We start from the raw sequence: 22839 nt of genomic DNA, 5'->3' as shown, positions 1-22839 counted from the left end.
CGTCTGTTTGTATATTATTACAATTCCGTTACAAATTCAAGCTAATTTTGAAAATTAACTAAAAATTTTTTTAATTGGAACTAGCAACAATCTTCTACAAAAACTGATTATATACAAAAAAAAACAAAAAAACTAGCCTTTTTTGCTAGAATTTTTGTTTTTTGTCATTATTCTCCTATTCCTCAAAGAATTATTCTTCTAATAGCATCGTTATTTCTGATAATGACTTTTTAAGCAACATTGGATAAGGGATGGATTGCTTATTTAAAATGTCTTGAATTAAATAATAGCCCACACAATATCCGAGCATTTTTGGGTAAAATCCTTTACCGTAAAGAAGCACCATATGATTTTTCTCACTTTTTTTTATCTCTTTATTAGGAAGAATGTATTTTTCATAAAAACTCTTTAATTCTTTATTAGAGTAATAGGACGTCCAGCTTGAGGTATATTCCTTCCCAAGTAAATGGGAAACAGCACTTTCTGCTAATCCTTCTATTAGTGCTGAATCAAGTAAAGTATATTGATCGTCTTTTCTCCTGTTTTTTTCCAGCACACATATATGATTATACTCGTGAATAAGCAAGGCCTTTAATTCATTTACTTGAATATCCTCTGGTAAAAAAAGAAACAGCTTATCTTTAAAAGCAACTCCTGCTTTTCCTTTAAAATCTCGTTTGATTTGTAGGTTATACTTATCAGAGGGAAAAATAAAGATGGGTATATCAGGGCCATTCCAGAGCTTTTTTAAGCTGCGCCATTCCTTCATAACAATATTCCAGCAATCAAGCAATTTCAGCTTCTCCACAGTTTCTTTACCGTTTTTAAACGGTCGATACATACCATGCATAATCAAATAATCATAAAGCTCTGCTTCTGTGACATCCTCGAAATACTTTAACAGCCTTTTGGAAATATTTAATGGTTGGTGGTAGTCCTCCTCTAACCATCTGTCCGTATGAATGATACTCATGTTCTACAGCCCTTTTCATATCTTTTTCTCATTGTATGTTTTGGACTGGGTGGAGGTGTAAAAAAGAGCTGTCCACCAAGTCAACTCTTCAAGACTTGGAGACAGCTCTTTTCTTTGTTTATTCGTATTTTTTAAATACAATCGTTGCGTTATGACCACCGAACCCTAAGGAATTGCTCATCGCTGCTCTTACTTCTTTTTGTCTTGATTCATTCGGCACGTAATCCAAATCACACTCAGGATCTGGTGTTTCAAGATTGATGGTAGGAGGCAGGATGGATTTTTCAATTGCTTTAATCGTAAAGATGGCTTCCACTCCACCTGCAGCACCTAGTAAATGCCCTGTCATAGACTTTGTGGAACTAATTGCAACTGTTTTCGCATGTGAACCAAACACTTCTTTAATCGCAAGCGTTTCAAACTTATCATTATATTCTGTGCTTGTACCGTGTGCGTTAATATAGTCAATATCTTCTGGGGTTAGGCTGGCATCTTCAATCGCCATTTTCATCGCGCGAACGCCACCTTCCCCGCCAGGAGCAGGAGCTGTAATATGGTGTGCATCACCTGTTGCCCCATATCCCACTATCTCCGCATATATTCTAGCTCCACGTGCTAAGGCATGCTCTAATTCTTCCAGGACAACAATTCCTGCTCCTTCTCCCATTACGAAGCCATCACGATTTGCATCAAATGGACGACTAGCAGTGGTAGGATCTGGGTTTAAGGATAGAGCCTTGGCTGAACTAAAGCCAGCAAAACTCATCTCCGTTAATGGAGCTTCCGTTCCACCTGACACCATCACATCGGCATCACCACGTTGAATAACTTTAAACGCATCCCCAATCGAATTTGTTCCTGTAGCACATGCAGTCACCGTACAAGAGTTAACACCCTTTGCTCCTAAAGCGATACTGATTTGGCCTGTTGCCATATCAGGTATCATCATTGGTACAAAGAACGGACTCACACGACGGGCTCCCTTTTCCAAAAACGTTCGATACTGTTGTTCAAAGGTTTCCATTCCGCCAATACCAGAACCAACCCACACACCCACTCGTGGTGCAATTTCATCGGTTATTTCTAGGTTCGCATCTTTTACTGCCATAAAGGAAGCAGCGATGGCGTATTGAGTAAAGCGGTCCATTTTTCTTGCTTCTTTTTTATCCATAAACTCTTCGGCATTAAAATCCTTAATTTCCGCAGCCACTTTTGCAGGGAATTTTTCACTATCAACTCTTGTTAGATTGGTAATTCCAGATACTCCATTTATCGCATTTTGCCATGCTTCATTTACATTTAAACCGATAGGAGTGATAGCCCCCATTCCTGTAACAACTACGCGTTTTTTCGGCATTTGCATGTTAATTAGCTCCTTTCAAGCTTATCCTCTTTATCATTTATTTATAAAATTTTTTGTTCTATTGAACACCGTTGTTGATCTTTGCAAATGGCTCCTCGTCCTCGGGGCGATCGAATTTGTAAGCCTCCTTTGCAAAAGGCTACGCCTCTGGGTTTCGCTTCATTCCCGAAAAGAGTCTCCGCCTTTGCTACAATCAACAGCTAGAAAACTTCTTAATATCAGCCTGCATCTTTCAATAAGCCAATCATTAGAATATTTATTTCCCCCAACGAATTGCGATGGCGCCCCATGTAAGGCCTCCACCAAATCCTACCATAACAATTAAATCATCGTCATGTATTTTACCATTCTCCACCTCTTCCACAATAGAAATAGGAATAGATGCAGCGGAAGTATTGCCATATTTGTGAACCGTCATGGACATTTTTTCCATTGGCAATCCAAGTCTCTCTCTGGCCGCTTCCATTATCCTTATATTCGCTTGATGAGGAATGAGAAAATCAACATCTTCTTTAGATAAACCAGCTTTCTCTAAGACATTTACTGCCGATTCTCCCATTTGGCGAACGGCAAATTTAAAAACTTCTCTGCCATTCATTATAATGGTTTCATCCTGGTAAAGATGCTTAGCGCCTGTACCATCTGCCCCAAGTTCAAAGGATAGAATTCCTCTGCCTTCTGAGACTGGTCCTAAAACAGCGGCACCAGCGCCATCACCAAATAGAACAGCAGTATTACGATCTTCCCAGTCTACAATTTTTGATAGTTTTTCTACTCCAACTACTAAAACATGTTTATAGGTTCCTGCCTCAATAAACTGTTTTCCAGTAATCACTCCATACATAAAACCAGCACAGGCAGCGCTCATATCAAACGCACACGCTTTTTTGGCACCAAGCCGCTCCTGTATCATGCAAGCAACAGATGGAAATGGATTATCCGGCGTGACGGTTGCTACAATTATCATATCTAATTCTTCTGCGCTTATTCCAGCATCCTTTAACGCCTTCTCCGCTGCAAAGAAAGCCATATGAGACGTATCGATATCCTCACTTGCAATCCTGCGTTCTTCTATTCCTGTTCTCGTTTTTATCCATTCATCTGTCGTATCTACTATTTTTTCTAAATCAGCATTTGTGAGTATTTTTTCTGGTACATATCTTCCAATCCCTAGTATCCCTGCATTCATAGACTTAACACCTGTCTTTCTGGAATCTGTAGCATTTTAGCATGCCACGATTGTTATTATCAAATATTATGACTTGGTACTAATATTAACTTATTCCTTTCTTATTGACAATATGTAACTGCCTAATTTAAGGCTAATTTACATTTTTGGACTAATACCCAGCCAGTTTTACATTGGGTGCATACAATATGGTCAAGGGAAGAAAATAGCTTCATTCTGTGAGGTGAGAACATGAGTAATGACGGCAATAGCAATCAAGATAGTCAAGAGGTAGATCCATTCACGAGGCTGATGTTTGGTGGGGGACCGAGACAGGAAACAAAGGTACCAGCTGAAGAAAAAAAGCTAGGCGATGACTATGAAACATTGATGGAACAAGTAGATTCCATTATGGATTCTGTGAATAAACTTAAGCCAATGTTAAAAGATTTTTCACCGCTTCTGGATTACTTTAAAAATAAATAATGAAAAGGTCTGCTCCTTGAGAGCAGACCTTCGCTTTTTCTATTCATTAGGCAATTTGCCAGATTCTTTATATCTGTTAATTTGTTGCTGCATTGATTTTTGATAGTCTTCACTAACCAATGGACTAAATTTACCGAGTGAAATGACATCATCCTTAAAGTCAAAGTATTGATTTCCACCCTTTAACTCACCAAGAAAGTGCCTCTTGGCTACTAACTCATATAATGCAGGAACATGCTGTACCGTGCTTGTAAGGACGGTGTTTTCACCAAGATCCGATTGATCGGAAACATACCCCACAGCTAAAAGGCCATTTTCTTTTAACGTATTGATAACAGGCACATTAAAGCCATCACCAGCAGGATAAACAACGTCTACCCCTTTATTCATCATGTCTTGCAAGGCGATTAAAGCCTTATCAGGGTCATTCCAATCTTGAGTATAATCAATTAGTACCCTTGCATCTGGGTTCTCATGCAAAACTCCTTCAAAGAAACCATTTACTTCAGGCTGCCATTCAAAAGCAGCAATAATGCCCACATTATTTGATTGTGTCATCTGCCCAGCTACCATTCCTCCAAAAAAGCCCATTGCATTTGATTCGAAATTCAAGCTGGTAACATTATCGCCACGAACATCAGAATTGAAGCAAACAAAATGAATGTCTGGATAATCTTTTGCGATAGAATTAAAGGCTTTTGCATATTCGCTTCCGTGGCCAAAAATTAAAGTAACTCCATCTTTGTGAAATTCTTTGACGGATTTCTTTATCGCTTGATCAGTATGTATGCCTTCTTGATAATAAACGTCCACTTCATATTCCGTTTGTATTCGCAATAATCCCTTATAGCCTTTCGTTCCCCATACCTGGTCATTGATGCTATCCGGAACTAATAAACCAACTTTTTGTTCTTCTACACTTGGAACAGATTGTCCACATGCAACGGATAAAAAAAGAATAAATATGATAGATATAAATAGCATTAATGTTCTTTTCATGAATGTAACACCCCATCCTTCAAAAAGGAACACCCCTCTGTTTCCCATTATTACATTAATATTGTACATGTTGTTCGATAAAAGGAAAAGCGAAAATATCCATTTTCTAGCCACAGGCTATTTAACTGTGACTGTAAAATGGATATTAACCCTCTATTTCTTTTTGTATGTTAGGGGTAATAGTAAATATTGTTTTGATTCCAATGTTTCTTGTGCAATTTTACAAATGGCCGCTGCCGCATTTTCTACATAAATGGTTTCATACTTTTCTTCCAGTTCTAAATCGCTAGATACATCTGTTTCCAATGGTTCATAAATTTCTGGAAGATAAATAGAACAATTTGGTTTTTTTATGTTCTTTTCCTGAAGAATCTTTCTTTCTAAATTTTTTCTACTATATTTTGAAATAATTAAAAGTTTGGAGCTGTTTTCAAGATACGCATCGATTATCTCGTTATCCTCTTTTGTATTTTCATCGACAAAGTAAAACGCTGTCTCATAAGAGGTCTCATCAGCGTTTTGATTCCTATTCATATGAAAAAAAGCATTCCTTCCAATCCCCATTAACCGTTCTTCAGCTGAGGCATCCATCCGTTCTAATCGTTCAAAACCTGTTACTTCCACCTCTTTAGCAATCAATTCCTGGCAAACAGCTAATCCAACATGTGAGGTGGCACCAATCACCACTGCATTTTTCATTATCCCCACTCCACTCTTCCTTACTTTTACTGTATCCATATGCTTTTACCCATAATAATAGTCCCTATTTCACATGGTATGAAATGGGACTAATTATAATTCCTGCTCATGTTTATGAAAAAACTGGCATATGGATGGACCGTAGGAATATCTTTTTTCCACTAGGTGATAGGTGACCGCAATTGGTTTTTGTTGTTTTTCTCTTAATTCCTCAAAACGTTTACAATGCAGTCTTGGGTCATAAGTGAAATTAGTAGTAGTTTGCCAAATCTTTATAGGTGTGGAGCTTTTCTCAAAAGAATTTAAATCTGGGAACCCCTCATATTCTTCCAATTCCTTCACTGGTACCTGATAGGCTTTGGATAATTCATTCTTTACTTTTTTATAAAAGAATTTCCGGTCTTTTTCATGTGACAACTGCGCTTTTACATCCAAACAAGGATTGATAAAGGCTGCCGAGCGCAGGTTCTCTTGTAACTCCTCCATCAGCTGTAAGGCCGTTAATGCCCCCATTCCTTCTGCTAAAATATGAATTTTATCATTTAGAATTTCTTGCTTTAAAATAATATGATAAAGCTGTTTAGCATGAATGACGGATTGCTTACTCCCCCAATGCGCTCCAAACAAATTCGAATAGAAAAGAGTGTACCCGCATTGTAAAATTTCCTCTATTATTTTCTTTCTGCCAATATGCTGTAACCAAAGGCTATTATGCGGATCTACAAAATGATTTGCATCTCCAATAATAAGAACACCGAAGCCGTTTGGTTTTTCTGGAACATGAACAGCATTCCACTGACCGCCAAGTTGAAAAAATCGTTGATTTAAGCTCATTGTTCTCATCCAGTCCTCCAGTCCACGTACTTATATAACATATGCTATGTATGTATTTCTTCTTCTGCTAAAGGCGAAAGACTTATTTTACCTGGGCCATGGGATGTAGCTACGATTATTTGGTGCCAATTTTACCATAAAGGCCATCATTCATCATTTACCAACCCATAATTCAAAAAATCTAAACATATTTACATTTATTATATGTTCCTATTGTGGTAAAATATCCGATGAATAAGTATAGTGAAAATGAACGAAGGAACGGAGGGGACATATTATCATGCGCGTATTTTGGACATTGTTTTGGTCACTTCTTTTAATAAACATGTTATCATATGTGGTTGCAAACATGCAGGGTGATACATACAACTACGTATTAGCTTCTATCATTGCTGTTGTTTTTGCTGGTATTGTTATTCTTATCGGGGAAGCGTTACCAAACGAGCCTGTTGAGAAACATTAATGATGATTGAAAAGAACTTGTTCTCAGGAACAAGTTCTTTTTTCTATCTCTATTTATTTGTCAAAGATAACTAGTTTTCCTTCTTCTAACCCAATAATAATTTTTTGGAAATCTTGAATTGACCCTTTGATTATTTCCTTGGCTATCAATGTTTCTATATGCTTTTGTATAAACCTCTTTAATGGCCTCGCACCATAAACGGGATCATAAGCGTTGGTGGCAATAAATTTTTTTGCCTCCTCTGTTAATGTCAATTCCATATGCTTATCCTCAAGCCTTCCTTGGAGATCGCTAATAAGCTTTTCTACAATCAAGGCAATTTGTTTCTCTGATAGAGGAGAAAATATTACGGTGTCATCTATTCGGTTAAGAAGCTCTGGCCTAAAATGGGAGCGGAGTTGCTGCATGACTTTCTCTTTTGTTTCTTCGGATATGTCCTCCTTCACTTGTTCGAGTAAAAAATGGGAGCCAATATTTGAAGTCATAATAATAACTGTATTTTTAAAATCAACCGTTTTCCCTTGAGAATCTGTTATTCTTCCATCATCAAGCATCTGTAAAAGCAGGTTGAAAACTTCAGGATGGGCTTTTTCAATCTCATCTAAAAGAAGGACCGAATACGGCTTTCGGCGGACAGCTTCTGTTAGTTGACCTCCCTCTTCATACCCTACATAGCCTGGTGGTGCCCCAATTAGCCTTGATACGGCATGTTTTTCCATGTATTCAGACATATCTATTCGTATTAATTGTTCTTCACTGTCAAACAGCGACTGTGCTAAAGCTCTGGCAAGCTCTGTTTTACCCACTCCCGTTGGACCAAGGAAAATAAAGGAGCCAATAGGACGATTAGGATCTTTAATTCCGGCCCTTGCTCTGATTACAGCTTCAGAGACAAGCTGCACCGCTTCTTCCTGCCCTACTACCCGCTTGTGGAGAATTTCTTCTAGTTTTAATAGCTTTTCTCGTTCTCCTTCCACAAGCTTAGTGACTGGGATGCCAGTCCACTTTGCAACTATTTGGGCAATTTCTTCTTCCCGAACTTCTTCACGTAGGAGCTGGCTCGTTTCCTTTTTTCTTTTTGCCTTTTCTTCGAGCTCGGATATTTCTTTTTCGATTGTTGGTATTTTCCCGTGCCGTAACTCAGCCGCCTTATTTAAGTCATAATCGTTTTCAGCAGCCTCTAACTCCCTTTTTACTTTTTCAAGCTCTTCACGTTTTTCGCGAATCTCTTGAATATCCTTCTTTTCAAGCTCCCATTTCGTTGTCATGGAGGTCGCTTTTTCCTTTAGATTAGCAAGTTCAGCCTGAAGAGATGCTAATCTTTCTATGCTCGCTTGGTCTTGTTCTTTTTTTAATGCTGCTTCTTCAATTTCAAGCCTCATTACTTTTCTCGTAACCTCATCCAATTCCGTTGGCATCGAATCAATCTCTGTGCGAATCATGGCACACGCTTCATCAACCAAATCGATTGCCTTATCTGGTAAGAAGCGTTCGGAAATATATCGATTGGATAAGGTAGCAGCGGATACTATCGCTCTGTCGTGAATGTTCACACCATGGTGAATTTCAAAACGTTCCTTTAATCCACGTAAAATCGAAATAGTATCTTCTACAGTAGGCTCTTGAACCAATACCTGCTGAAAGCGTCTTTCTAATGCCGGATCTTTTTCAATGTATTGGCGGTGCTCGTTTAATGTGGTAGCACCAATGCAATGCAGCTCTCCTCTGGCTAGCATTGGCTTTAACATATTCCCTGCATCCATCGATCCTTCTGTTTTCCCCGCTCCAACAATGGTATGAAGCTCATCAATAAACAAAAGAATTCGGCCATCACTTTTTTTAATTTCTTGCAAGACCGCCTTAAGACGCTCTTCAAATTCTCCTCGGTACTTTGCGCCTGCCACAAGGGAGCTTAAATCCAAGGAAAAAATCGTTTTATCTTTAAGACCATCTGGTACATCCCTTCTGACAATTCGCTGAGCAAGCCCCTCGACAATTGCTGTTTTCCCTACTCCTGGTTCTCCTATAAGAACGGGATTATTTTTTGTCTTCCTGGAGAGTATTCTTATCACTCTGCGAATTTCTTGATCACGGCCAATAACTGGGTCAAGCTTGCCGCTTTTCACCTCTTCTACCAAGTCTCTACCATATTTTTTTAACGCCTCATAGGTTGATTCTGGCTCTTTTGACGTCACGCGCTGGTTCCCCCTTATTTCCTTTATCGCTTGGTACACTCTAGTTTCAGTCAATTGATACATTTGAAGCAGCTTTTGAAAATGGTGGGTGGATGCAGCAGTTTTCAATAAAGCCAAAAGGACATGCTCTACAGAAAGATACTCGTCTTCCCATTCTTGTTCATACTCCTTTGCTTGTTTGAATACTGTTTGTAATGCTGTACTTATGTAGGCTTCCTGGGTACTGCCACTAACCTCAGGTTTTAAGGCGAGCAGTTCTATTACCTTGTTTTTTAATTGTTGTGGATCCTCCTTCATATAGAGAATAATTCTTTCTGTTAAACCCTCATGTTGTTGAAGTAAGGCTAGAAAAAGGTGTTCATGCTCTATTTGTTGGTGCTGGTGGTTTTCTGCAATGCTTTTGGCCATGACAATTGCTTCCTGGAGCTTGGTTGTCATCTCATTTAGGTTCAAGGGTAAACCACTCCTTTTTGGTAGTACGTTTTAATACGAGACTGAAAAGGAAAAGTTCCGTTTGTTTGATTGAAAAAAGCCACCCCCACAAAGAGGATGACCTAAAATTTATGGACGTCGCTTTTTGGCCCATAAACGGTTATGGTTGGAGTTTTCCGGGAAAGTGTCGCCCGCTTTCATGTGAATCTTTTGCGGGTTTTTCACGCCGCTTCCGGTTTCCCCAATTTCCAAATAAATACCGTTGTTAGGTGCTTTTTGTCCAGCTTTAAATTGCTGATTCTGGCCCATTCGATTCCCTCCTATTTTGAGAAGCATATGTGCAAGAATGTAATGCGTGAGATGAAATCATCTCGACTATAGCATTCCCAAAAGTGAAGGTTTCATGATAGCTTAGCTAATTGTCAACACCTCATGTTTACTTGCTAGTTCTATAAAATGTCCCATTCCACTGATTTCCCCGCTTATAAGCTTTTCTTCAACCTGATAATGATCTACACACGTTTTGCAGGCATAAACAGGGACCCCCGCTTCATGAATTTCCTTTAAATGAACGGAAACGTAAGATTCTTCGGTTAACGTGAAAACGCCTGTATTCATTAAAAATATTGCTTGTGGTTTCTCATCTTGTTGCTTTAGGATGGTAAAAAAAGTTTCAAGTACCCCTTCCCCAAGCGCTTCATCTCCATTTCCCAACCTGTTTGAGCTTACAAGTACTACTTTGTTTTTCATGCTTCACCTCTCCCTTATGTAGTTAGTCTGTTACATTTAAGGCAATTTTGGCGAGTCTTGACATCCGATCCTTGCTCCAAGGCGGATTAAAAGTAATATTCACATGAACATCGTTAACTTCCTCAAGTGGAGCAAGCTTCTTTTTTACATCCTCCACAATTTCTCCTGCAAGTGGGCAGCCGATGGAAGTGAGTGTCATCGTTACTTCCACATTTTTTGAATCGTCTATATCCACCTCATATACCAATCCGAGGTTTACAATGTCGACACCAAGCTCTGGGTCCTCTACTTCCTCTAATTGTTCCATTATTTTATCCTTGAGTGCTTCCTGCATGATATCGCTCCTTCTTTTCTTGTTTTAAATGCATGGCAAACCAATTTACCGCTGCAAGGACACCGTCTCTTGATACTTTATGGTCAGCATAATCGTCTACCATTACTTTCAAATGTTCTGGTACATTTTTATAATAGCCTTTAATTTGATTTACAAACGTTAATAGTGGATCAATTGGCACTTCATTGTCCTGTTTTCCGTGCCAGCAAAGCAGTGGTCTTTCGTCTAAAAGATGCGCTTCAACCGCTAAATCATACGGTTCAAGCTTTGTAATATAACCTTTCACTTGCTCAGGTGAAAACGGCAACACAAATCCTGTCTCCACCACTTTATCAATTTTCCATTGAGCAAATTCCTGATAGCTTGGGCAACCCATCAAGCTTACTGCTGCTTTAATCCAAGGATAACGTTTTAATGCACCAAAAGTGACTATTCCCCCCATTGAAGTCCCAGCTACCCCAACATCTTCTGCTAATCCCCTCGCATCAAGGTAGTCTTTTAGTACTTGTATTTCATGAATAGTTTGAATGACGATTTCCCAAAAAGCCTGCATCATTCCTTCGCTATTCAATCCACTATCACGGTCCCCATGATAAATGCAGTCCGGCAAAATCACACGGAACCCTTTTTCAGCAAGGAGGTAAGCATAATGTAAATTATTTTCTTTTACACTTTGGAACCCATGTATAAAGATAACGGTTGGTTTCTTTTCTGAAAAGGAATCTGCCTGACAGATATGTAAAAAAGAAACCGCACCAGTGCTTTGCTTCTCTACATTGATCATTTTTTAACCTCCATGATTTTGGTCTATTTTTCCTTTTAACACTTCTTGTCTAGTGTAACATGTGGACAAGGAAAATTAAAAAAGGTTACACTTGAAATACAAAAGCGGAATGCGCCCGCTTTGCGACGTACAAACTGGACTGAGCCGTATGAGATAAAGAAAACACGAAGAGCTCAAGCGTCGATGTTGCCTTATCGTAAGGAGGCGAGGGAAGTTTGCTAGTCGCTGGCGCATGGAGCTGGACGCTGTGAGTATGCTTTTTAGATAGTTAAACTACTATTACCAATAAAGGGGAATCGATAACGTGGAGAAGCATCTGATAGCAGTAGATTTAGACGGGACATTATTAACAGATGATAAAAGAATTTCCAAACGCAACAAAACAGCTTTAACGAAAGCAATGGAGCAAGGACATGAGGTTGTTATTGCAACAGGCAGACCATATCGAGCAAGTATCATGTACTACGAAGAATTGAATCTGAACACTCCTATTGTGAACTTCAATGGGGCCTTTGTTCATTTTCCTGGCAATGATGAGTGGGGTATTTACCACGAACCACTCTCTATTGAAACCGTGAAGGAAATCATTGAAGTGAGTGAAAAATACCACATTCATAACATTTTGGCTGAAGTAATGGATGATGTGTATTTTCATTTCCATGACGAGAAATTATTAGATATTTTCGGGTTTGGCAATCCAAAAATTGAAACAGGCGACTTAAGAAACGTACTAAAAAAAGATCCAACCTGTATTTTAATTCATGCTAGTGAAGAAGAAGTGCCTAAAATTCGCAAATACTTATCGGAAGTTCATGCAGAAGTGATTGATCATAGACGCTGGGCTGCTCCGTGGCATGTTATTGAATTAGTGCGCACAGGGATGAACAAAGCAGTTGGTTTGCAAAGAGTTGCCAAGCATTTTGGCATTTCACAGCAAAATATCATTGCATTTGGTGATGAGGACAATGATTACGAAATGATTGAATATGCAGGTACTGGTGTTGCGATGGGGAATGCCATCCATGGTCTAAAAGAGAAGGCGAATGAAATTACCCTTTCAAACGAAGAGGACGGTATTGCCGTATTTTTAGAAAAGAAGCTGAATCTGTAAGCCCAATTATTGCCCATAATATTTTTGACAATCTAACGAACACTACATAGTGGACATAGCTTTCGTCCAAGTTGAAAAGGGGGGCTTTATAATGGGTAGAAGCAGCAAATCTAAACGCTTTGTTCAACAAGGTAAAAACTCAGTACAGCTTCATGATCAACAAATCCCTTACCACCAAACCATGGAAGAGTCGGAATCCCGTAAAGCACAAAGAGCCGAACGAGATTCACTCGGAGGGATATAAGGATGGGAAATCAGTTATTTCAAGCTGCCCGTGATGCTGTGCGTAATGTTCTGAATGGACGGGAACATAGTTCTTCAGAGCATAATGAACATTCGATGAGCATTGCTAAAAACGCATTATCCTCTGCTTATGCAAATTCCTCTGAAGCTGAAAAAGCACAGCTTCATGAATTGCAAGAAGAACTTTTCAGCAATAACCAAAAAAAGCACTAATATAAAAAGCGCAAAAGCTACCTATGCTTTTGCGCTTTTTCGTATTAATCTCTACGGAAAAATCCAAAGATTCCAGCTGTTTGCACGATGTTAGTAAATGCTTGTGGATCTGCATCCTTCAAAATCCGCTCCAAGTCGTACAATTCATACCTAGTAATAACGATCATCAGCATTTCCTTATCTTCGCCAGTAAACGTTCCCCGTGCAGGTACAGACGTAATTCCACGCACAAGCCTAGCATGAATCGCTTCCTTAACAGCCTGTCCTTTTTTCGTGACAATCATCGCCGTTAGCTTCTCATGACGAGTGTGAATCGCATCAATGACACGTGTTGAGGCATAAAGGGTTACGAGTGTGTACAGTGCTTTTTCCCACCCAAACACAATACCTGCCGTCAAAATGATAATCGCATTTAATGCAAAAAAATAAGTGCCTACAGGTTTATCCTTCATCCGCGACAAGATCATTGCGATAATATCAAGACCACCTGTAGAGGCTCCCCATTTCAGCGTAAGGCCTACCCCCACAGCAGCAATAACTCCGCCAAACACCGCGTTAAGTAAAATATCTTCATTAAAACGATAAATAGGAACGATTTCTAAAAAAATACTCATTAACAAAACACTCAAAAAACTATAGACCGTAAAGGATCTGCCTACCTTTTTCCATGCCAATATTGTAACAGGAATGTTTAATAACAATAACGTAACTCCTGTTGAAATGGTAAAAGGCAAAAAATCCTCTGAAATTCTAAATATTAGCTGTGCTACGCCAGTAAATCCGCTTGCATAGACATCTGCAGGGATTAAAAAGAAATTCATGGCAATCGCATTTAACAAAGCCCCTACTAATACAATTAACACCTTTTTCACATGCTGCTGCATGCTTAAACTCAAATCATTCATATCACCGTAAGCCTCCTACTACACGCCAGTCTTATTTTATGTATTTTGCCTCTTTTTACCCTTCTGAAACGAGAAACTTGAATTTGATTCTTGAAGAGATTGCCATTAATAGATACACTTAAAAAAGAAGCATGTCTTCCAAACATTTTTTCCTTCATAAAAACCTCATGCTTGTAAGTATAGTAAAGAAGGTGACAAAATGACAATAAGAATAATTGCGGATAGTGCCTCAGACTTACCAAAAGATTTTTTTTCAACAGAAAAAGTGGATCTACTTCCGCTAAAAGTACTGTTTGCTGATAAGGAATATGAGGATATGGTCACAATTGATTCTCAGCAAGTTTACGATGCGATGCGAGGAGGACAAGTCGTCAAAACCTCACAAGCATCCCCAGCTCAGATGAAGAAGCTTTTTACGGAAATTGCTGAAAAGAAAGAAACAGCCATTTATATTGCTTTTTCTTCCGAGCTATCTGGTACATACTCCACGGCAGTATTGATGCAAAAGGAAGTACAAGAAGAGTTCCCAGAGCTTGATTTAACAATCATAGACTCGAAATGTGCCTCCCTTGGCTACGGCCTTGTTGTGAAGAAGGCTGTTGAGATGGCGAAGCGTAACGCCACGAAGGATGACATCCTTGAATCTGTCCGCTTTGACATTACTCATATGGAGCACGTCTTCACGGTGGATAACCTCGAGTACCTAGCACGTGGTGGCCGTGTCAGTAAGGCGTCTGCATTCGTTGGTGGCTTACTAAACATCAAACCACTACTCCACATGGAAGAAGGAAAACTCATCCCGTTGGAAAAGATTCGCGGCCGTAAGAAAGTATTACGCCGTATGGTAGAGGTTATGGTGGAGAGAAACGGCTTCCTCAAAACAAATCAACGGATTGGCATAAGCCATGGTGATGACGAGGAAACAGCTCTTGCATTAAAGGCGATGATAGAAGAAAAACTCGAAGGTTCCCATGAGTTCACTATTACTTCCATCGGTTCTGCTGTTGGTGCACATGCTGGACCAGGAACAATTGCCCTCTTTTTCCTTAATGACAAAAAAGCATAAGTTTTTAACTCTTGGAAAACCTACTCCTATCATTAACAGAAAGGGGTAGGTTTTTCACATGCCACATACAAGCGATAACGACAAAAAAGCACAAGACAATAATGCCAAGCGCCATGAAAAAAACATGCAGCGTGAGAAGAATGAACAAAAGGGAGAGCGTCAATTCTCCAAAAAAACGGATCATCTATAATATGCAAAAGCCGCCTTTTCATCTGGCGGCTTTTTTACGTGAATTTATTCTTCTTTTTTCTTATATGTCCAGCCCTCAGACTGTGTAACAAGCCCGTCTTTCATTAATTTCCCCATTGCGCGTTTAAAGGCACCCTTGCTTATCTGGAATCGTTCCAAAATATCTTCAGGAGCACTTTTATCGCTATACGGCATCGCACCACCACGAGCTTCCAAATACTCCATGATAATTTTGGAGTCATCATCCATGGCATCCTGTTTTCTTGGCATTAAAGAAACATTAATCGTTCCATCTTCTTTCACGTCAATCACACGGCCTTCTACTACTTTTCCCAGCCTTGGCTCTTCTTTACGCTCTGAGTGATGAATGAATCCCACATAGCCTTCATTGGTGATCATATAGCTACCAACTTTTAATAGGCGATAAATCGTTCCTTGAATATTGTTATTTAACAGATTCGACGGGGCCTTGATGGAACGATCTAGCATCACATCCTGAGTGGCAAGCTTTCCAATCAATTTCCCTCTTCGATCTGTTTTCACCCTGCATAATAGCTGATCCCCAACCTGCGGCCAAATATCTTCAAACACAGGTAAGTCATCGGATGGAATAAGCGCGTCTTTTGCAATCCCAATATGCACGAATGCACCTAAGCCAGGGAGAACTTCCACGACCTCCACCCATTCATGCCCATTAAGTCCTTTAGGGATAGTCATCGTTGCAGTGATCCTACTTTTTTGATCTGAATATAGGAAAACTTCTACTGTTTCATCTTCTGCTAATTCCCTTGTTGCTTCGTTTCGGTGTAACAAAATAGTTTCTTCTCCATCTGTAAGCATATATCCTAGCGGCGTTTCCCGGTCTACTGTTAATTCTAATACCGTACCTGTTTCCATCATTGTGTATTTCCTATCCTTTCACGCTTATTATATGTAGAGTGTACATGACTTTCCTTCTGTTGTCCAAATCGCTTCATTCTACTATAATTAAGAACAGAAAGCGATAGTTTCATTTAATTACCATCTAAAAGTGGAGGGGTTCCTATGGCAAAAGAAAGCTCATTTGATATTGTGTCCAAAGTGGACATGTCCGAAGTAACCAACGCCATAAATATTGCGTTAAAAGAAATTCAAAACCGTTTTGACTTCAAAGGCTCTGTTAGTGACATAAAGCTTGAAAAAGAAGAGCTTGTGCTACTTTCTGATAGTGAATTTAAACTTGATCAGCTCAAAGATGTCCTTGTAAGTAAAATGATCAAAAGAAATGTTCCGACGAAAAACATCCAATACGGAAAAATTGAAGATGCCTCTAAAGGTGCTGTTCGACAACGCGGCAAGCTTGTCCAAGGGATTGATAAGGACAATGCGAAGAAAATTAACACAATCATCAAAAATTCCGGATTAAAAGTAAAGACCCAAATTCAAGATGATCAGGTTCGTGTAACAGGCAAAAATCGTGATGATTTGCAGCAGGTCATTTCTGCTTTGAGGCAATCAGATTTGGATGTTGACTTACAATTTGTTAATTATCGTTAAAAAAGAGGTGCCATGTCTCCTAGTGGAGGACTCGGCACCTTATTCTATTTCACAAATTGACTCATTAGTAGTTCATCGGAATAGGTTCCATCTTCAAATTTAACATGCCTCTCCTTTTTTCCTTCTATTTTAAATCCTAGCTTTTCATAAACATGAATCGCTCTCTGGTTATGTGTAAAAACTTCCAAGCATACTTTTTCAATGTCACTATCTTGCGCTGCCCATAATAGCATTTGTTGAATCATTTTACTGCCTAGCCCTAAATTACAATATGCTTCCTGAATGCTTATTCCGAAATGGCAAATATGCTTGACTCTCTCCCTAGAGCCCCTTCTGACAGTTAACATGCCGATGATCTCTGTCCCTTTTTCAGCCACAAGAATGAGCTGGCGTTTATTCATATTTTCTGTGATCCATTCGATTTCCTCCTCAAGTGTGATAGTAAATTCATTTGGAGATGTTAAAAGATTTCGACCCTGCCCAATGGTAATTTTACTATGTTTGATAATGCTAGCTGCGTCTTCAAGTGTCGCCTCTCTAATTCTCATAAGTAGTTCCCCCTTGTTTTCTCCCATTGGATAAATTATATGGCTTCTTCTCATAATAGGAAAGATTATTGGAGGTGTTAGGATGGGTAATCAACAAAAACAAACCTTGCCACCGCAGCATCAGGCTCAACAGCCAGGAATGGAGTCGCAAATGAGTCCTGCTCCTAAATTTGAAGATATTCATTATAAAGGAAGCAGTAAACTAAAGGATAAGGTTGCGATTATTACTGGTGGCGACAGCGGGATTGGGCGTGCCATATCCGTCTATTTTGCAAAAGAAGAAGCTGATGTAGTGGTGGTATATTTAAATGAGCATGCCGATGCTGAGGAAACAAAGCACCAAGTAGAGGCAGAAGGACGGAAATGCCATCTGATTGCCGGTGATATTGGTGACGAAGCATTTTGTAAACAAATAGTCGATGAGACGATGGCTAACTTTAATAAGATTGATGTGCTTGTAAACAACGCTGCAGAACAACATCCTCAAGGTAGTTTAGAGGATATCACTGCCGAGCAGTTAGAAAAAACGTTTCGGACTAACATATTTTCCTTTTTTTATTTGACGAAAGCAGCACTGCCATTTTTAACGAGTGGAAGTTCTATTATTAATACGGCATCTGTAACCGCCTATGCAGGAAATGAGCAGCTATTGGATTATTCTGCTACAAAAGGAGCGATTGTGGCTTTTACACGTTCGTTGGCTCTGCAGCTAGCCGGGAAGGGTATCCGGGTGAATGGCGTAGCACCAGGTCCAATATGGACTCCGTTGATACCTTCGACGTTCTCCAGTGGAAAAGTCGCAACCTTTGGCGCAAACACGCCTATGAAGCGGCCAGGGCAGCCTGAGGAGGTAGCACCGAGCTATGTGTTTTTAGCAAGCGATGACGCATCTTATATGAGCGGGCAGATGCTGCATGTGAATGGCGGGAAGATTGTGAATGGGTAGTGCTTAGGGGGCATTTTGGGCTGGTGCGTGCGAGTTGGGTTTATGAGGAAATTGCGGTTTTGATGGGAATTTGAAAGCTTTTACTTAAAGTTACCTGTTTTTTGGAGTTTAAAGTAGGTATTCTGAGTATTTTCCGTCATTTTTTGAGCTTTAGTTTGTGTCTGACGTGGTGTGGCTGAATTTTTTTTGCGACTTTTCGATGTAATTAAGCCACTTTAGAATTATTTAATCCACTTTTCGATTTTTTAAGCCACTTTCCAATTATTTAAGCCAAGTCGAGCTAGATACGGTTCAACCCCCTAAGTTTGGACACATACTACTATTTACTAGGGTTATCTCATTATTTTAATCTTCTACCGCGCTTGCGCTTGGTTGCCCCGAGAAGAAAGGTTAAAGTGAATCGCTTTAACCTTTCTTCTCGGGGTAAACGTTACATCGTTAGCTCTACTGGATCCATGGATTTTGCCAACCATTTGGCATAATACTCACTTGGACTGTAGTCGTTTAAACTGCCGTGATACCTTCTATTATTATAAAATTCAATATAAGCATCCACAGTATTAAACGCATGATCAAAAGTTATAAATTCGTTTTTCTGATAACATTCTCTTTCAAGCACACTATGAAAAGACTCTATATAAGCGTTCATATTTGGTGATTTTGGTGGAATTCGTTCGTGTTCGAATTTATCCTCACTAAACTGTTGGAAATGGTTGCTGATAAACTGAGGGCCATTATCTGAACGAATAATGAGTCTACTTTCCCCTTGTCCAACTTCTTCAGCTGATGTCATTTTGACACCACGTTTCATCATAGCTTTCATCAACATCTTGGTAACTTTAGTCGCTTCACACGTCTTCCCAAGATAGTACCCCACAATCTTTCGATCAAACACATCTATTGCGCTCACAAGATAGAAAAAACGGCGAGAATTCATCACATATCCATATTTAATATCTACTTGCCACAACTGATTAGGACCTGTAATCTTACGATTCTTTGCGAGTCTGCGTAGGTGTTTCTGCTTCTTTTCCCTTTGAGGCATCAAGATATCAAGCTCTTTACATAGACGATACACTTTCTTTTTGTTGATAATGAGATGATGTTTTCTTCTTAAAGCTTTTGTTAACTTCCTATATCCGTATATCTCTTCTTCCCCTTCGATAAGCTGCATGAGATACACTTTGATTGACGTATCTTTTACTTTCTTTTTCGTCTTTCTGTTCAGGGAATAGCCAGGTATAGGTCTTCCCCCTGTAGGAACCTTAGCTTTTGGTGGATTGGCCAAACGGTAATAATAAGTAGAACGAGTAATGGAAGCATACTTTAATACACGGCTGGCAGGGAATCCCTCGTCAATCCACTCTTTAGCGAAAGTTATTTGTTCCGAAAGGTTGGTAAGTTTTTTTTTACCATTTGGCGAAGCATCGCTACCTCTAGTTCTTTTTCACCTAAAAGTTTCATGGCATGGTCATACTTCTTTTGAAGTTCTTGAGTAGAAGTAGACTCTGAAAGTGGCCTAACACCGTCTTTTTCCATCTCTGCTTCTATTTCATCGCGATACTGTCTTATCCAATTTCCTAGAGTAGAACTGCTCACTCCAGTTTTCCTAGCGATAAAAGCAGTATTCCCAGATTCAAGTGCCATTCTCACATATTGCTTTTTTACATCTTCCATCGGTCCATTACGTTTACTCATTTGGACTCCTCCTTTGATACTTCTATGATAATATCTTTTGAAGTAGGTGTCCAAATCAGTTAGGGGGCTAAATAGGATAAAGGCCATTCGACACACATCGGCAAATTTCGCGCGCCGCACCGCACCCCACCTCCCCTCTCTCTCAAAACCGCTCCCCTAAACTACCACCTAAAAAAAACCGGCCTCGCCCCCGAGACCGGTTTTCCACTTTTACTTTTCTAATTCCTTACACGTATGTCGCTTCACCATTGAATGCGGAATGATTATTCGCTTGACCGGCTCACTCGGATCCTTTACCTTCTGTATTAACGTCTTCGCAGCCTGAAAGCCAAGCTGGAAGATGTTAATATCTACAGAAGTTAACGGTGGACGTGCCACTTCCGCTAATAGCACATTATTAAAGCTCACAATGGAGATTTGCTCTGGAACGGAGATCCCCATATCATGGAGGGTATTTAATATCCCCAGGGACATTAAATCATCCGATACTACTAGTGCCGTTGGTGGCTCCTCTAAGGATAACAATTCAGATATTGCTTCCTGTCCGCCCTCTTTTAAAAATTCCTCATGAACGATATATTCATCTCGATATTTGATTCCTGAATCCCTAATTGCCTTTTCGTAGCCTAGTAACCGGTCAATGGTTACCACAAGCTGAATGCTTCCTCCTACAAATGCTACCCGCTCATGACCTAGTGATAGTAAATGCTGAGTGGCTTCCTTTGCAGCTCGGTAGTTATCATTGTCCACATGAGTGATTTCCTCCACCTGATCAAAGGGTTTTCCAATTACTACAAATGGAAAGCATTCTTTTTGGAGGTATTTGATAATTTTGTCCTCTACTGCCGAATAAAGAAGGATGACACCATCTACTCTTCTTCCTTGAACCATTTGTCTGACGCCTTCTAAAATTTCGTCAGCCGTTACACCTGTTGTCATTTGAAGTGCATACTGCTTTTCATGAGCGGCTGTGCTTATTCCCCTAATCACCTCTGGGAAAAAGGGATTTTGAAATGTTTTATCTGCCGATGCCGGCATAACTAGTCCAATTACTTGAGTTGACTGGTTTGCAAGACTTCGAGCAATAAAGTTTGGATGGTATCCAAGCTCTTCCATCGCTTCTCTCACGCGTATTTTTGTTTTATCGCTTATTCTCGGATTATTTGCGATCACACGAGAAACTGTGGAAGGTGCAACGTTGGCAAGCTTTGCAACATCTTTTATGGTTACTGCCATGCACCTTTTCCCCCTTAAAATAAATTGTAAACGCATACATATCAGAGGGGTTTTTCCCTGCAAATGCAGGAATTCACCCTCAATCTTTGTTATTTTTCATCTTTTTCCTTCTAATAATGGCTGCTGCGATAAAAGCAACAAAGCCACCGTAAATGAGCGCCATGGCACCAACAAAAGCAATGTTAACACCGGAGTCTTCGGATACGGTATAAATTTCTGCTGTTTCTCTGTCTAGTCCAATGGAGTACTTTCCATCTGAATTTCGAACAAGTTCATCCCCAAGTGTTCCTCGAAGCTCCATATTCTCGCCAACCAATTCAGCATCTATTTGTGCTACTTTCGTTTCAGTAGTATTGTTTATCGCCACAAAAGTAATTTCGCCTTCGTACTCACGCTTAATAACAGCCATTCCGCCGTTGTCATAGACCATGTCATAGGTGCCATGGGTAAGGCTTGGAAGCGTCTTTCTAAGTTCGGCAAGCTTGGTGATATAGTTCATCAATTCTTTATCAGCTCGGAAATTCATGTCTCTCCGGTTGTCAGGGTCTTCCCCGCCATCAAGCGCAATTTCCGTTCCATAATAGATAATAGGAATTCCTGGTGCTCCATACATATAAGTAAGAGCAAGCTTTAATCTTGTAGGAGGATGATGATTCTTTTTCACTGCTGCTCTAGTAAACCTCTCTACATCATGATTATCAAGAAATGTGCCAAGAATATTAGGATTTTCGTAGGAATTTTGATTATGATAATGAATAGAACTTAGCCGTGTCAGCGGTTGGTTTGGTGTGGTAAAAATTCTAGTTAACTCGTTGTAGGTTGGATAATCCACAAGTGAGTCAATTCCCGTTTCCTGATATCCTGCAACATATTCAGGATTATCGTGCCACACTTCCCCAATTAAAAAGAAATCTTCCTTGACGGATTTCATTTCTTTAGAAAAATCTTCCCAAAAATCTTTAGGAACGTGCTTCACGGTATCAAGCCTGTATCCGTCAATATCTGTTTCTTCAATCCACCATTTTGCCATGTCTAATAAATACTTGCGAGTTTCAGGATTATTTTGATTGATATCTGGCAATCCATAAATCCATCCATTCTCTACCTGCTCTTGATCATTCCAATCGCGAATGCTTTCGTTTGGATTAAACCAATCTTTTTTATCTTCTTCCTTAAGCCAAGCATGTTGGTAGCCTGTATGGTTGACGACTAGGTCTACAATGATTTTCATATCACGTTTATGAGCTTCAGCCACTAATTCCTTAAAATCTTCTAGTGTGCCAAAGTGCTCTTCCACATTATAAAAATCCTCTGTCCAGTAGCCATGGTAGCCTTTTTCTTCATTCTGAACAATAGGAGTAAGCCATAGGGCAGTAAAACCCATATCCTTCAGATAATCCAGTTTTTCTGTAATTCCACGAAAGTCCCCACCATGATAAGCCTTCGGGTCATCACGGTTCACATCAAAGTCATTAGAAGTGTCTCCGTTATTAAAACGGTCAATCATAATAAAATACATAATCTCATCTTGCCATGCGTGTTCTTCTTTTTCAGCTTGTACAGGTTGAACGAATGGAACAAACCATGCAGAAAAAAGAAGAAACGGAACGAGAATGAGCCCCATCACTCTTTTCTTCAATTCCGCTTCCCTCCCTTAAATCGTTTTTG

Annotated in this window: 27 protein-coding genes; 9 read left to right on the top strand and 18 right to left on the bottom strand. The window is 39.7% G+C overall.

Annotated features, from left to right (window positions below; translation table 11 throughout):
• Nucleotides 1–190 precede the first annotated feature (190 nt).
• The 3 genes from FIU87_RS06675 to FIU87_RS06665 all read right to left on the bottom strand — a co-directional run bounded on the left by FIU87_RS06675 (nt 191) and on the right by FIU87_RS06665 (nt 3525).
• On the bottom strand, nt 191–973 hold the full coding sequence (locus tag FIU87_RS06675) for a DUF2268 domain-containing putative Zn-dependent protease (RefSeq protein WP_152443856.1): 783 nt from the start codon (nt 971–973) through the stop codon (nt 191–193).
• A 118-nt stretch (nt 974–1091) separates the two neighbouring features.
• Entirely contained in the window at nt 1092–2330 is a 1239-nt protein-coding gene (gene fabF / locus FIU87_RS06670; RefSeq protein WP_152446450.1) for a beta-ketoacyl-ACP synthase II, read from the bottom strand.
• A gap of 262 nt (nt 2331–2592) precedes the next feature.
• Nucleotides 2593–3525 carry a beta-ketoacyl-ACP synthase III gene (locus tag FIU87_RS06665; protein WP_152443855.1) on the bottom strand — a complete coding sequence of 311 codons (933 nt, stop codon included), beginning with the start codon at nt 3523–3525 and terminating at the stop codon, nt 2593–2595.
• A gap of 231 nt (nt 3526–3756) precedes the next feature.
• Between FIU87_RS06665 and FIU87_RS06660 the strand changes: the two genes are divergently transcribed.
• Complete coding sequence (locus FIU87_RS06660; protein WP_152443854.1) at nt 3757–3990, top strand: hypothetical protein; 234 nt, start codon at nt 3757–3759, stop codon at nt 3988–3990.
• A 39-nt stretch (nt 3991–4029) separates the two neighbouring features.
• On the opposite strand, the gene FIU87_RS06655 is transcribed toward FIU87_RS06660, so the two are convergent.
• From FIU87_RS06655 to FIU87_RS06645, 3 genes are all read right to left on the bottom strand, one after another.
• Complete coding sequence (locus tag FIU87_RS06655; RefSeq protein ID WP_152446449.1) at nt 4030–4989, bottom strand: BMP family ABC transporter substrate-binding protein; 960 nt, start codon at nt 4987–4989, stop codon at nt 4030–4032.
• A gap of 153 nt (nt 4990–5142) precedes the next feature.
• Nucleotides 5143–5727: a hypothetical protein gene (locus FIU87_RS06650; protein WP_152443853.1), complete on the bottom strand. Its 585-nt coding sequence runs from the start codon at nt 5725–5727 to the stop codon at nt 5143–5145.
• A 54-nt stretch (nt 5728–5781) separates the two neighbouring features.
• On the bottom strand, nt 5782–6531 hold the full coding sequence (locus FIU87_RS06645; protein ID WP_253905528.1) for an alpha/beta hydrolase family protein: 750 nt from the start codon (nt 6529–6531) through the stop codon (nt 5782–5784).
• Between the two features lie 271 nt (nt 6532–6802).
• On the opposite strand from FIU87_RS06645, the gene FIU87_RS06640 reads away from it, so the two are divergent.
• The gene (locus tag FIU87_RS06640; RefSeq protein ID WP_152443852.1) at nt 6803–6985 is read left to right on the top strand and encodes a YjzD family protein; all 183 of its coding nucleotides are present in this window, start codon (nt 6803–6805) and stop codon (nt 6983–6985) included.
• A gap of 53 nt (nt 6986–7038) precedes the next feature.
• Here FIU87_RS06640 and clpB read toward each other — a convergent pair whose 3' ends face one another.
• The 5 genes from clpB to FIU87_RS06615 form a co-directional block, all read right to left on the bottom strand.
• Nucleotides 7039–9633, bottom strand: a complete 2595-nt coding sequence (gene clpB, locus FIU87_RS06635) for an ATP-dependent chaperone ClpB (protein WP_152443851.1) — start codon at nt 9631–9633, stop codon at nt 7039–7041.
• A gap of 108 nt (nt 9634–9741) precedes the next feature.
• Nucleotides 9742–9921: a YjzC family protein gene (locus FIU87_RS06630; protein WP_152443850.1), complete on the bottom strand. Its 180-nt coding sequence runs from the start codon at nt 9919–9921 to the stop codon at nt 9742–9744.
• Nucleotides 9922–10023: 102 nt separating this feature from the next.
• Nucleotides 10024–10362 (bottom strand): DsrE family protein, encoded by a 339-nt coding sequence (locus tag FIU87_RS06625; protein ID WP_152443849.1) that lies wholly within the window; start codon nt 10360–10362, stop codon nt 10024–10026.
• Nucleotides 10363–10384: 22 nt separating this feature from the next.
• Nucleotides 10385–10696 (bottom strand): metal-sulfur cluster assembly factor, encoded by a 312-nt coding sequence (locus FIU87_RS06620; protein WP_152443848.1) that lies wholly within the window; start codon nt 10694–10696, stop codon nt 10385–10387.
• The gene (locus FIU87_RS06615; RefSeq protein ID WP_152443847.1) at nt 10674–11480 is read right to left on the bottom strand and encodes an alpha/beta fold hydrolase; all 807 of its coding nucleotides are present in this window, start codon (nt 11478–11480) and stop codon (nt 10674–10676) included. Before FIU87_RS06615 ends, FIU87_RS06620 begins: the two co-directional genes overlap by 23 nt.
• Nucleotides 11481–11784: 304 nt before the next feature.
• On the opposite strand from FIU87_RS06615, the gene FIU87_RS06610 reads away from it, so the two are divergent.
• The 3 genes from FIU87_RS06610 (at nt 11785) to FIU87_RS06605 (ending at nt 13047) form a co-directional block, all read left to right on the top strand.
• Nucleotides 11785–12591 (top strand): Cof-type HAD-IIB family hydrolase, encoded by an 807-nt coding sequence (locus FIU87_RS06610; protein ID WP_152443846.1) that lies wholly within the window; start codon nt 11785–11787, stop codon nt 12589–12591.
• Between the two features lie 91 nt (nt 12592–12682).
• A complete protein-coding gene (locus FIU87_RS20970) occupies nt 12683–12835 on the top strand; it encodes a hypothetical protein (protein WP_172970979.1) in 153 nt (50 codons plus the stop codon).
• A gap of 2 nt (nt 12836–12837) precedes the next feature.
• Nucleotides 12838–13047, top strand: coding sequence for a DUF3813 domain-containing protein (locus FIU87_RS06605; RefSeq protein WP_152443845.1), 210 nt, complete (start codon nt 12838–12840; stop codon nt 13045–13047).
• Nucleotides 13048–13091: 44 nt separating this feature from the next.
• Here the strand turns inward: FIU87_RS06605 and FIU87_RS06600 are convergent, their stop codons facing one another.
• Nucleotides 13092–13952, bottom strand: coding sequence for a YitT family protein (locus FIU87_RS06600; protein WP_253905527.1), 861 nt, complete (start codon nt 13950–13952; stop codon nt 13092–13094).
• A gap of 199 nt (nt 13953–14151) precedes the next feature.
• Here FIU87_RS06600 and FIU87_RS06595 point away from each other — a divergent pair, with 199 nt between their 5' ends.
• On the top strand, nt 14152–15018 hold the full coding sequence (locus FIU87_RS06595; RefSeq protein WP_152443844.1) for a DegV family protein: 867 nt from the start codon (nt 14152–14154) through the stop codon (nt 15016–15018).
• 58 nt (nt 15019–15076) lie between these two features.
• The gene (locus FIU87_RS06590; RefSeq protein ID WP_152443843.1) at nt 15077–15208 is read left to right on the top strand and encodes a DUF3941 domain-containing protein; all 132 of its coding nucleotides are present in this window, start codon (nt 15077–15079) and stop codon (nt 15206–15208) included.
• Nucleotides 15209–15252: 44 nt separating this feature from the next.
• On the opposite strand, the gene FIU87_RS06585 is transcribed toward FIU87_RS06590, so the two are convergent.
• Complete coding sequence (locus FIU87_RS06585) at nt 15253–16104, bottom strand: CvfB family protein (RefSeq protein ID WP_152446446.1); 852 nt, start codon at nt 16102–16104, stop codon at nt 15253–15255.
• 147 nt (nt 16105–16251) lie between these two features.
• Here FIU87_RS06585 and FIU87_RS06580 point away from each other — a divergent pair, with 147 nt between their 5' ends.
• A complete protein-coding gene (locus FIU87_RS06580; RefSeq protein ID WP_152443842.1) occupies nt 16252–16743 on the top strand; it encodes a YajQ family cyclic di-GMP-binding protein in 492 nt (163 codons plus the stop codon).
• 44 nt (nt 16744–16787) lie between these two features.
• Here the strand turns inward: FIU87_RS06580 and FIU87_RS06575 are convergent, their stop codons facing one another.
• Nucleotides 16788–17291 (bottom strand): GNAT family N-acetyltransferase, encoded by a 504-nt coding sequence (locus FIU87_RS06575; RefSeq protein ID WP_152443841.1) that lies wholly within the window; start codon nt 17289–17291, stop codon nt 16788–16790.
• Between the two features lie 82 nt (nt 17292–17373).
• Between FIU87_RS06575 and FIU87_RS06570 the strand changes: the two genes are divergently transcribed.
• Nucleotides 17374–18237: an SDR family oxidoreductase gene (locus FIU87_RS06570; protein WP_152443840.1), complete on the top strand. Its 864-nt coding sequence runs from the start codon at nt 17374–17376 to the stop codon at nt 18235–18237.
• Nucleotides 18238–18667: 430 nt separating this feature from the next.
• Here the strand turns inward: FIU87_RS06570 and FIU87_RS06565 are convergent, their stop codons facing one another.
• The 4 genes from FIU87_RS06565 to FIU87_RS06550 all read right to left on the bottom strand — a co-directional run bounded on the left by FIU87_RS06565 (nt 18668) and on the right by FIU87_RS06550 (nt 22810).
• On the bottom strand, nt 18668–19597 hold the full coding sequence (locus tag FIU87_RS06565; RefSeq protein ID WP_253905560.1) for an IS3 family transposase: 930 nt from the start codon (nt 19595–19597) through the stop codon (nt 18668–18670).
• Nucleotides 19598–19614: 17 nt separating this feature from the next.
• Nucleotides 19615–19935: a transposase gene (locus FIU87_RS06560; protein ID WP_152443397.1), complete on the bottom strand. Its 321-nt coding sequence runs from the start codon at nt 19933–19935 to the stop codon at nt 19615–19617.
• 210 nt (nt 19936–20145) lie between these two features.
• Entirely contained in the window at nt 20146–21171 is a 1026-nt protein-coding gene (locus FIU87_RS06555) for a LacI family DNA-binding transcriptional regulator (RefSeq protein WP_152443838.1), read from the bottom strand.
• A 79-nt stretch (nt 21172–21250) separates the two neighbouring features.
• Entirely contained in the window at nt 21251–22810 is a 1560-nt protein-coding gene (locus tag FIU87_RS06550; RefSeq protein WP_152443837.1) for an alpha-amylase family glycosyl hydrolase, read from the bottom strand.
• Nucleotides 22811–22839 lie beyond the last annotated feature (29 nt).

The sequence above is a fragment of the Bacillus sp. THAF10 genome, assembly GCF_009363695.1.
Taxonomy (GTDB): Bacteria; Bacillota; Bacilli; order Bacillales; family Bacillaceae_I; genus Sutcliffiella_A.
The sequence above is the reverse complement of the archived record's forward strand: the minus strand, read 5'-3'. Positions and strand labels throughout refer to the sequence as shown.

What these genes read in the sequence shown, in the direction of transcription:
- FIU87_RS06675 (WP_152443856.1), bottom strand. Translation starts at nt 973, where the DNA reads ATGAGTATCATTCATACGGACAGATGGTTAGAGGAGGACTACCACCAA.
- fabF (WP_152446450.1), bottom strand. Translation starts at nt 2,330, where the DNA reads ATGCCGAAAAAACGCGTAGTTGTTACAGGAATGGGGGCTATCACTCCT.
- FIU87_RS06665 (WP_152443855.1), bottom strand. Translation starts at nt 3,525, where the DNA reads ATGAATGCAGGGATACTAGGGATTGGAAGATATGTACCAGAAAAAATA.
- FIU87_RS06660 (WP_152443854.1), top strand. Translation starts at nt 3,757, where the DNA reads ATGAGTAATGACGGCAATAGCAATCAAGATAGTCAAGAGGTAGATCCA.
- FIU87_RS06655 (WP_152446449.1), bottom strand. Translation starts at nt 4,989, where the DNA reads ATGAAAAGAACATTAATGCTATTTATATCTATCATATTTATTCTTTTT.
- FIU87_RS06650 (WP_152443853.1), bottom strand. Translation starts at nt 5,727, where the DNA reads ATGGATACAGTAAAAGTAAGGAAGAGTGGAGTGGGGATAATGAAAAAT.
- FIU87_RS06645 (WP_253905528.1), bottom strand. Translation starts at nt 6,531, where the DNA reads ATGAGAACAATGAGCTTAAATCAACGATTTTTTCAACTTGGCGGTCAG.
- FIU87_RS06640 (WP_152443852.1), top strand. Translation starts at nt 6,803, where the DNA reads ATGCGCGTATTTTGGACATTGTTTTGGTCACTTCTTTTAATAAACATG.
- FIU87_RS06630 (WP_152443850.1), bottom strand. Translation starts at nt 9,921, where the DNA reads ATGGGCCAGAATCAGCAATTTAAAGCTGGACAAAAAGCACCTAACAAC.
- FIU87_RS06625 (WP_152443849.1), bottom strand. Translation starts at nt 10,362, where the DNA reads ATGAAAAACAAAGTAGTACTTGTAAGCTCAAACAGGTTGGGAAATGGA.
- FIU87_RS06620 (WP_152443848.1), bottom strand. Translation starts at nt 10,696, where the DNA reads ATGCAGGAAGCACTCAAGGATAAAATAATGGAACAATTAGAGGAAGTA.
- FIU87_RS06615 (WP_152443847.1), bottom strand. Translation starts at nt 11,480, where the DNA reads ATGATCAATGTAGAGAAGCAAAGCACTGGTGCGGTTTCTTTTTTACAT.
- FIU87_RS20970 (WP_172970979.1), top strand. Translation starts at nt 12,683, where the DNA reads ATGGGTAGAAGCAGCAAATCTAAACGCTTTGTTCAACAAGGTAAAAAC.
- FIU87_RS06605 (WP_152443845.1), top strand. Translation starts at nt 12,838, where the DNA reads ATGGGAAATCAGTTATTTCAAGCTGCCCGTGATGCTGTGCGTAATGTT.
- FIU87_RS06600 (WP_253905527.1), bottom strand. Translation starts at nt 13,952, where the DNA reads ATGAATGATTTGAGTTTAAGCATGCAGCAGCATGTGAAAAAGGTGTTA.
- FIU87_RS06595 (WP_152443844.1), top strand. Translation starts at nt 14,152, where the DNA reads ATGACAATAAGAATAATTGCGGATAGTGCCTCAGACTTACCAAAAGAT.
- FIU87_RS06590 (WP_152443843.1), top strand. Translation starts at nt 15,077, where the DNA reads ATGCCACATACAAGCGATAACGACAAAAAAGCACAAGACAATAATGCC.
- FIU87_RS06585 (WP_152446446.1), bottom strand. Translation starts at nt 16,104, where the DNA reads ATGGAAACAGGTACGGTATTAGAATTAACAGTAGACCGGGAAACGCCG.
- FIU87_RS06580 (WP_152443842.1), top strand. Translation starts at nt 16,252, where the DNA reads ATGGCAAAAGAAAGCTCATTTGATATTGTGTCCAAAGTGGACATGTCC.
- FIU87_RS06575 (WP_152443841.1), bottom strand. Translation starts at nt 17,291, where the DNA reads ATGAGAATTAGAGAGGCGACACTTGAAGACGCAGCTAGCATTATCAAA.
- FIU87_RS06570 (WP_152443840.1), top strand. Translation starts at nt 17,374, where the DNA reads ATGGGTAATCAACAAAAACAAACCTTGCCACCGCAGCATCAGGCTCAA.
- FIU87_RS06560 (WP_152443397.1), bottom strand. Translation starts at nt 19,935, where the DNA reads ATGAGTAAACGTAATGGACCGATGGAAGATGTAAAAAAGCAATATGTG.
- FIU87_RS06555 (WP_152443838.1), bottom strand. Translation starts at nt 21,171, where the DNA reads ATGGCAGTAACCATAAAAGATGTTGCAAAGCTTGCCAACGTTGCACCT.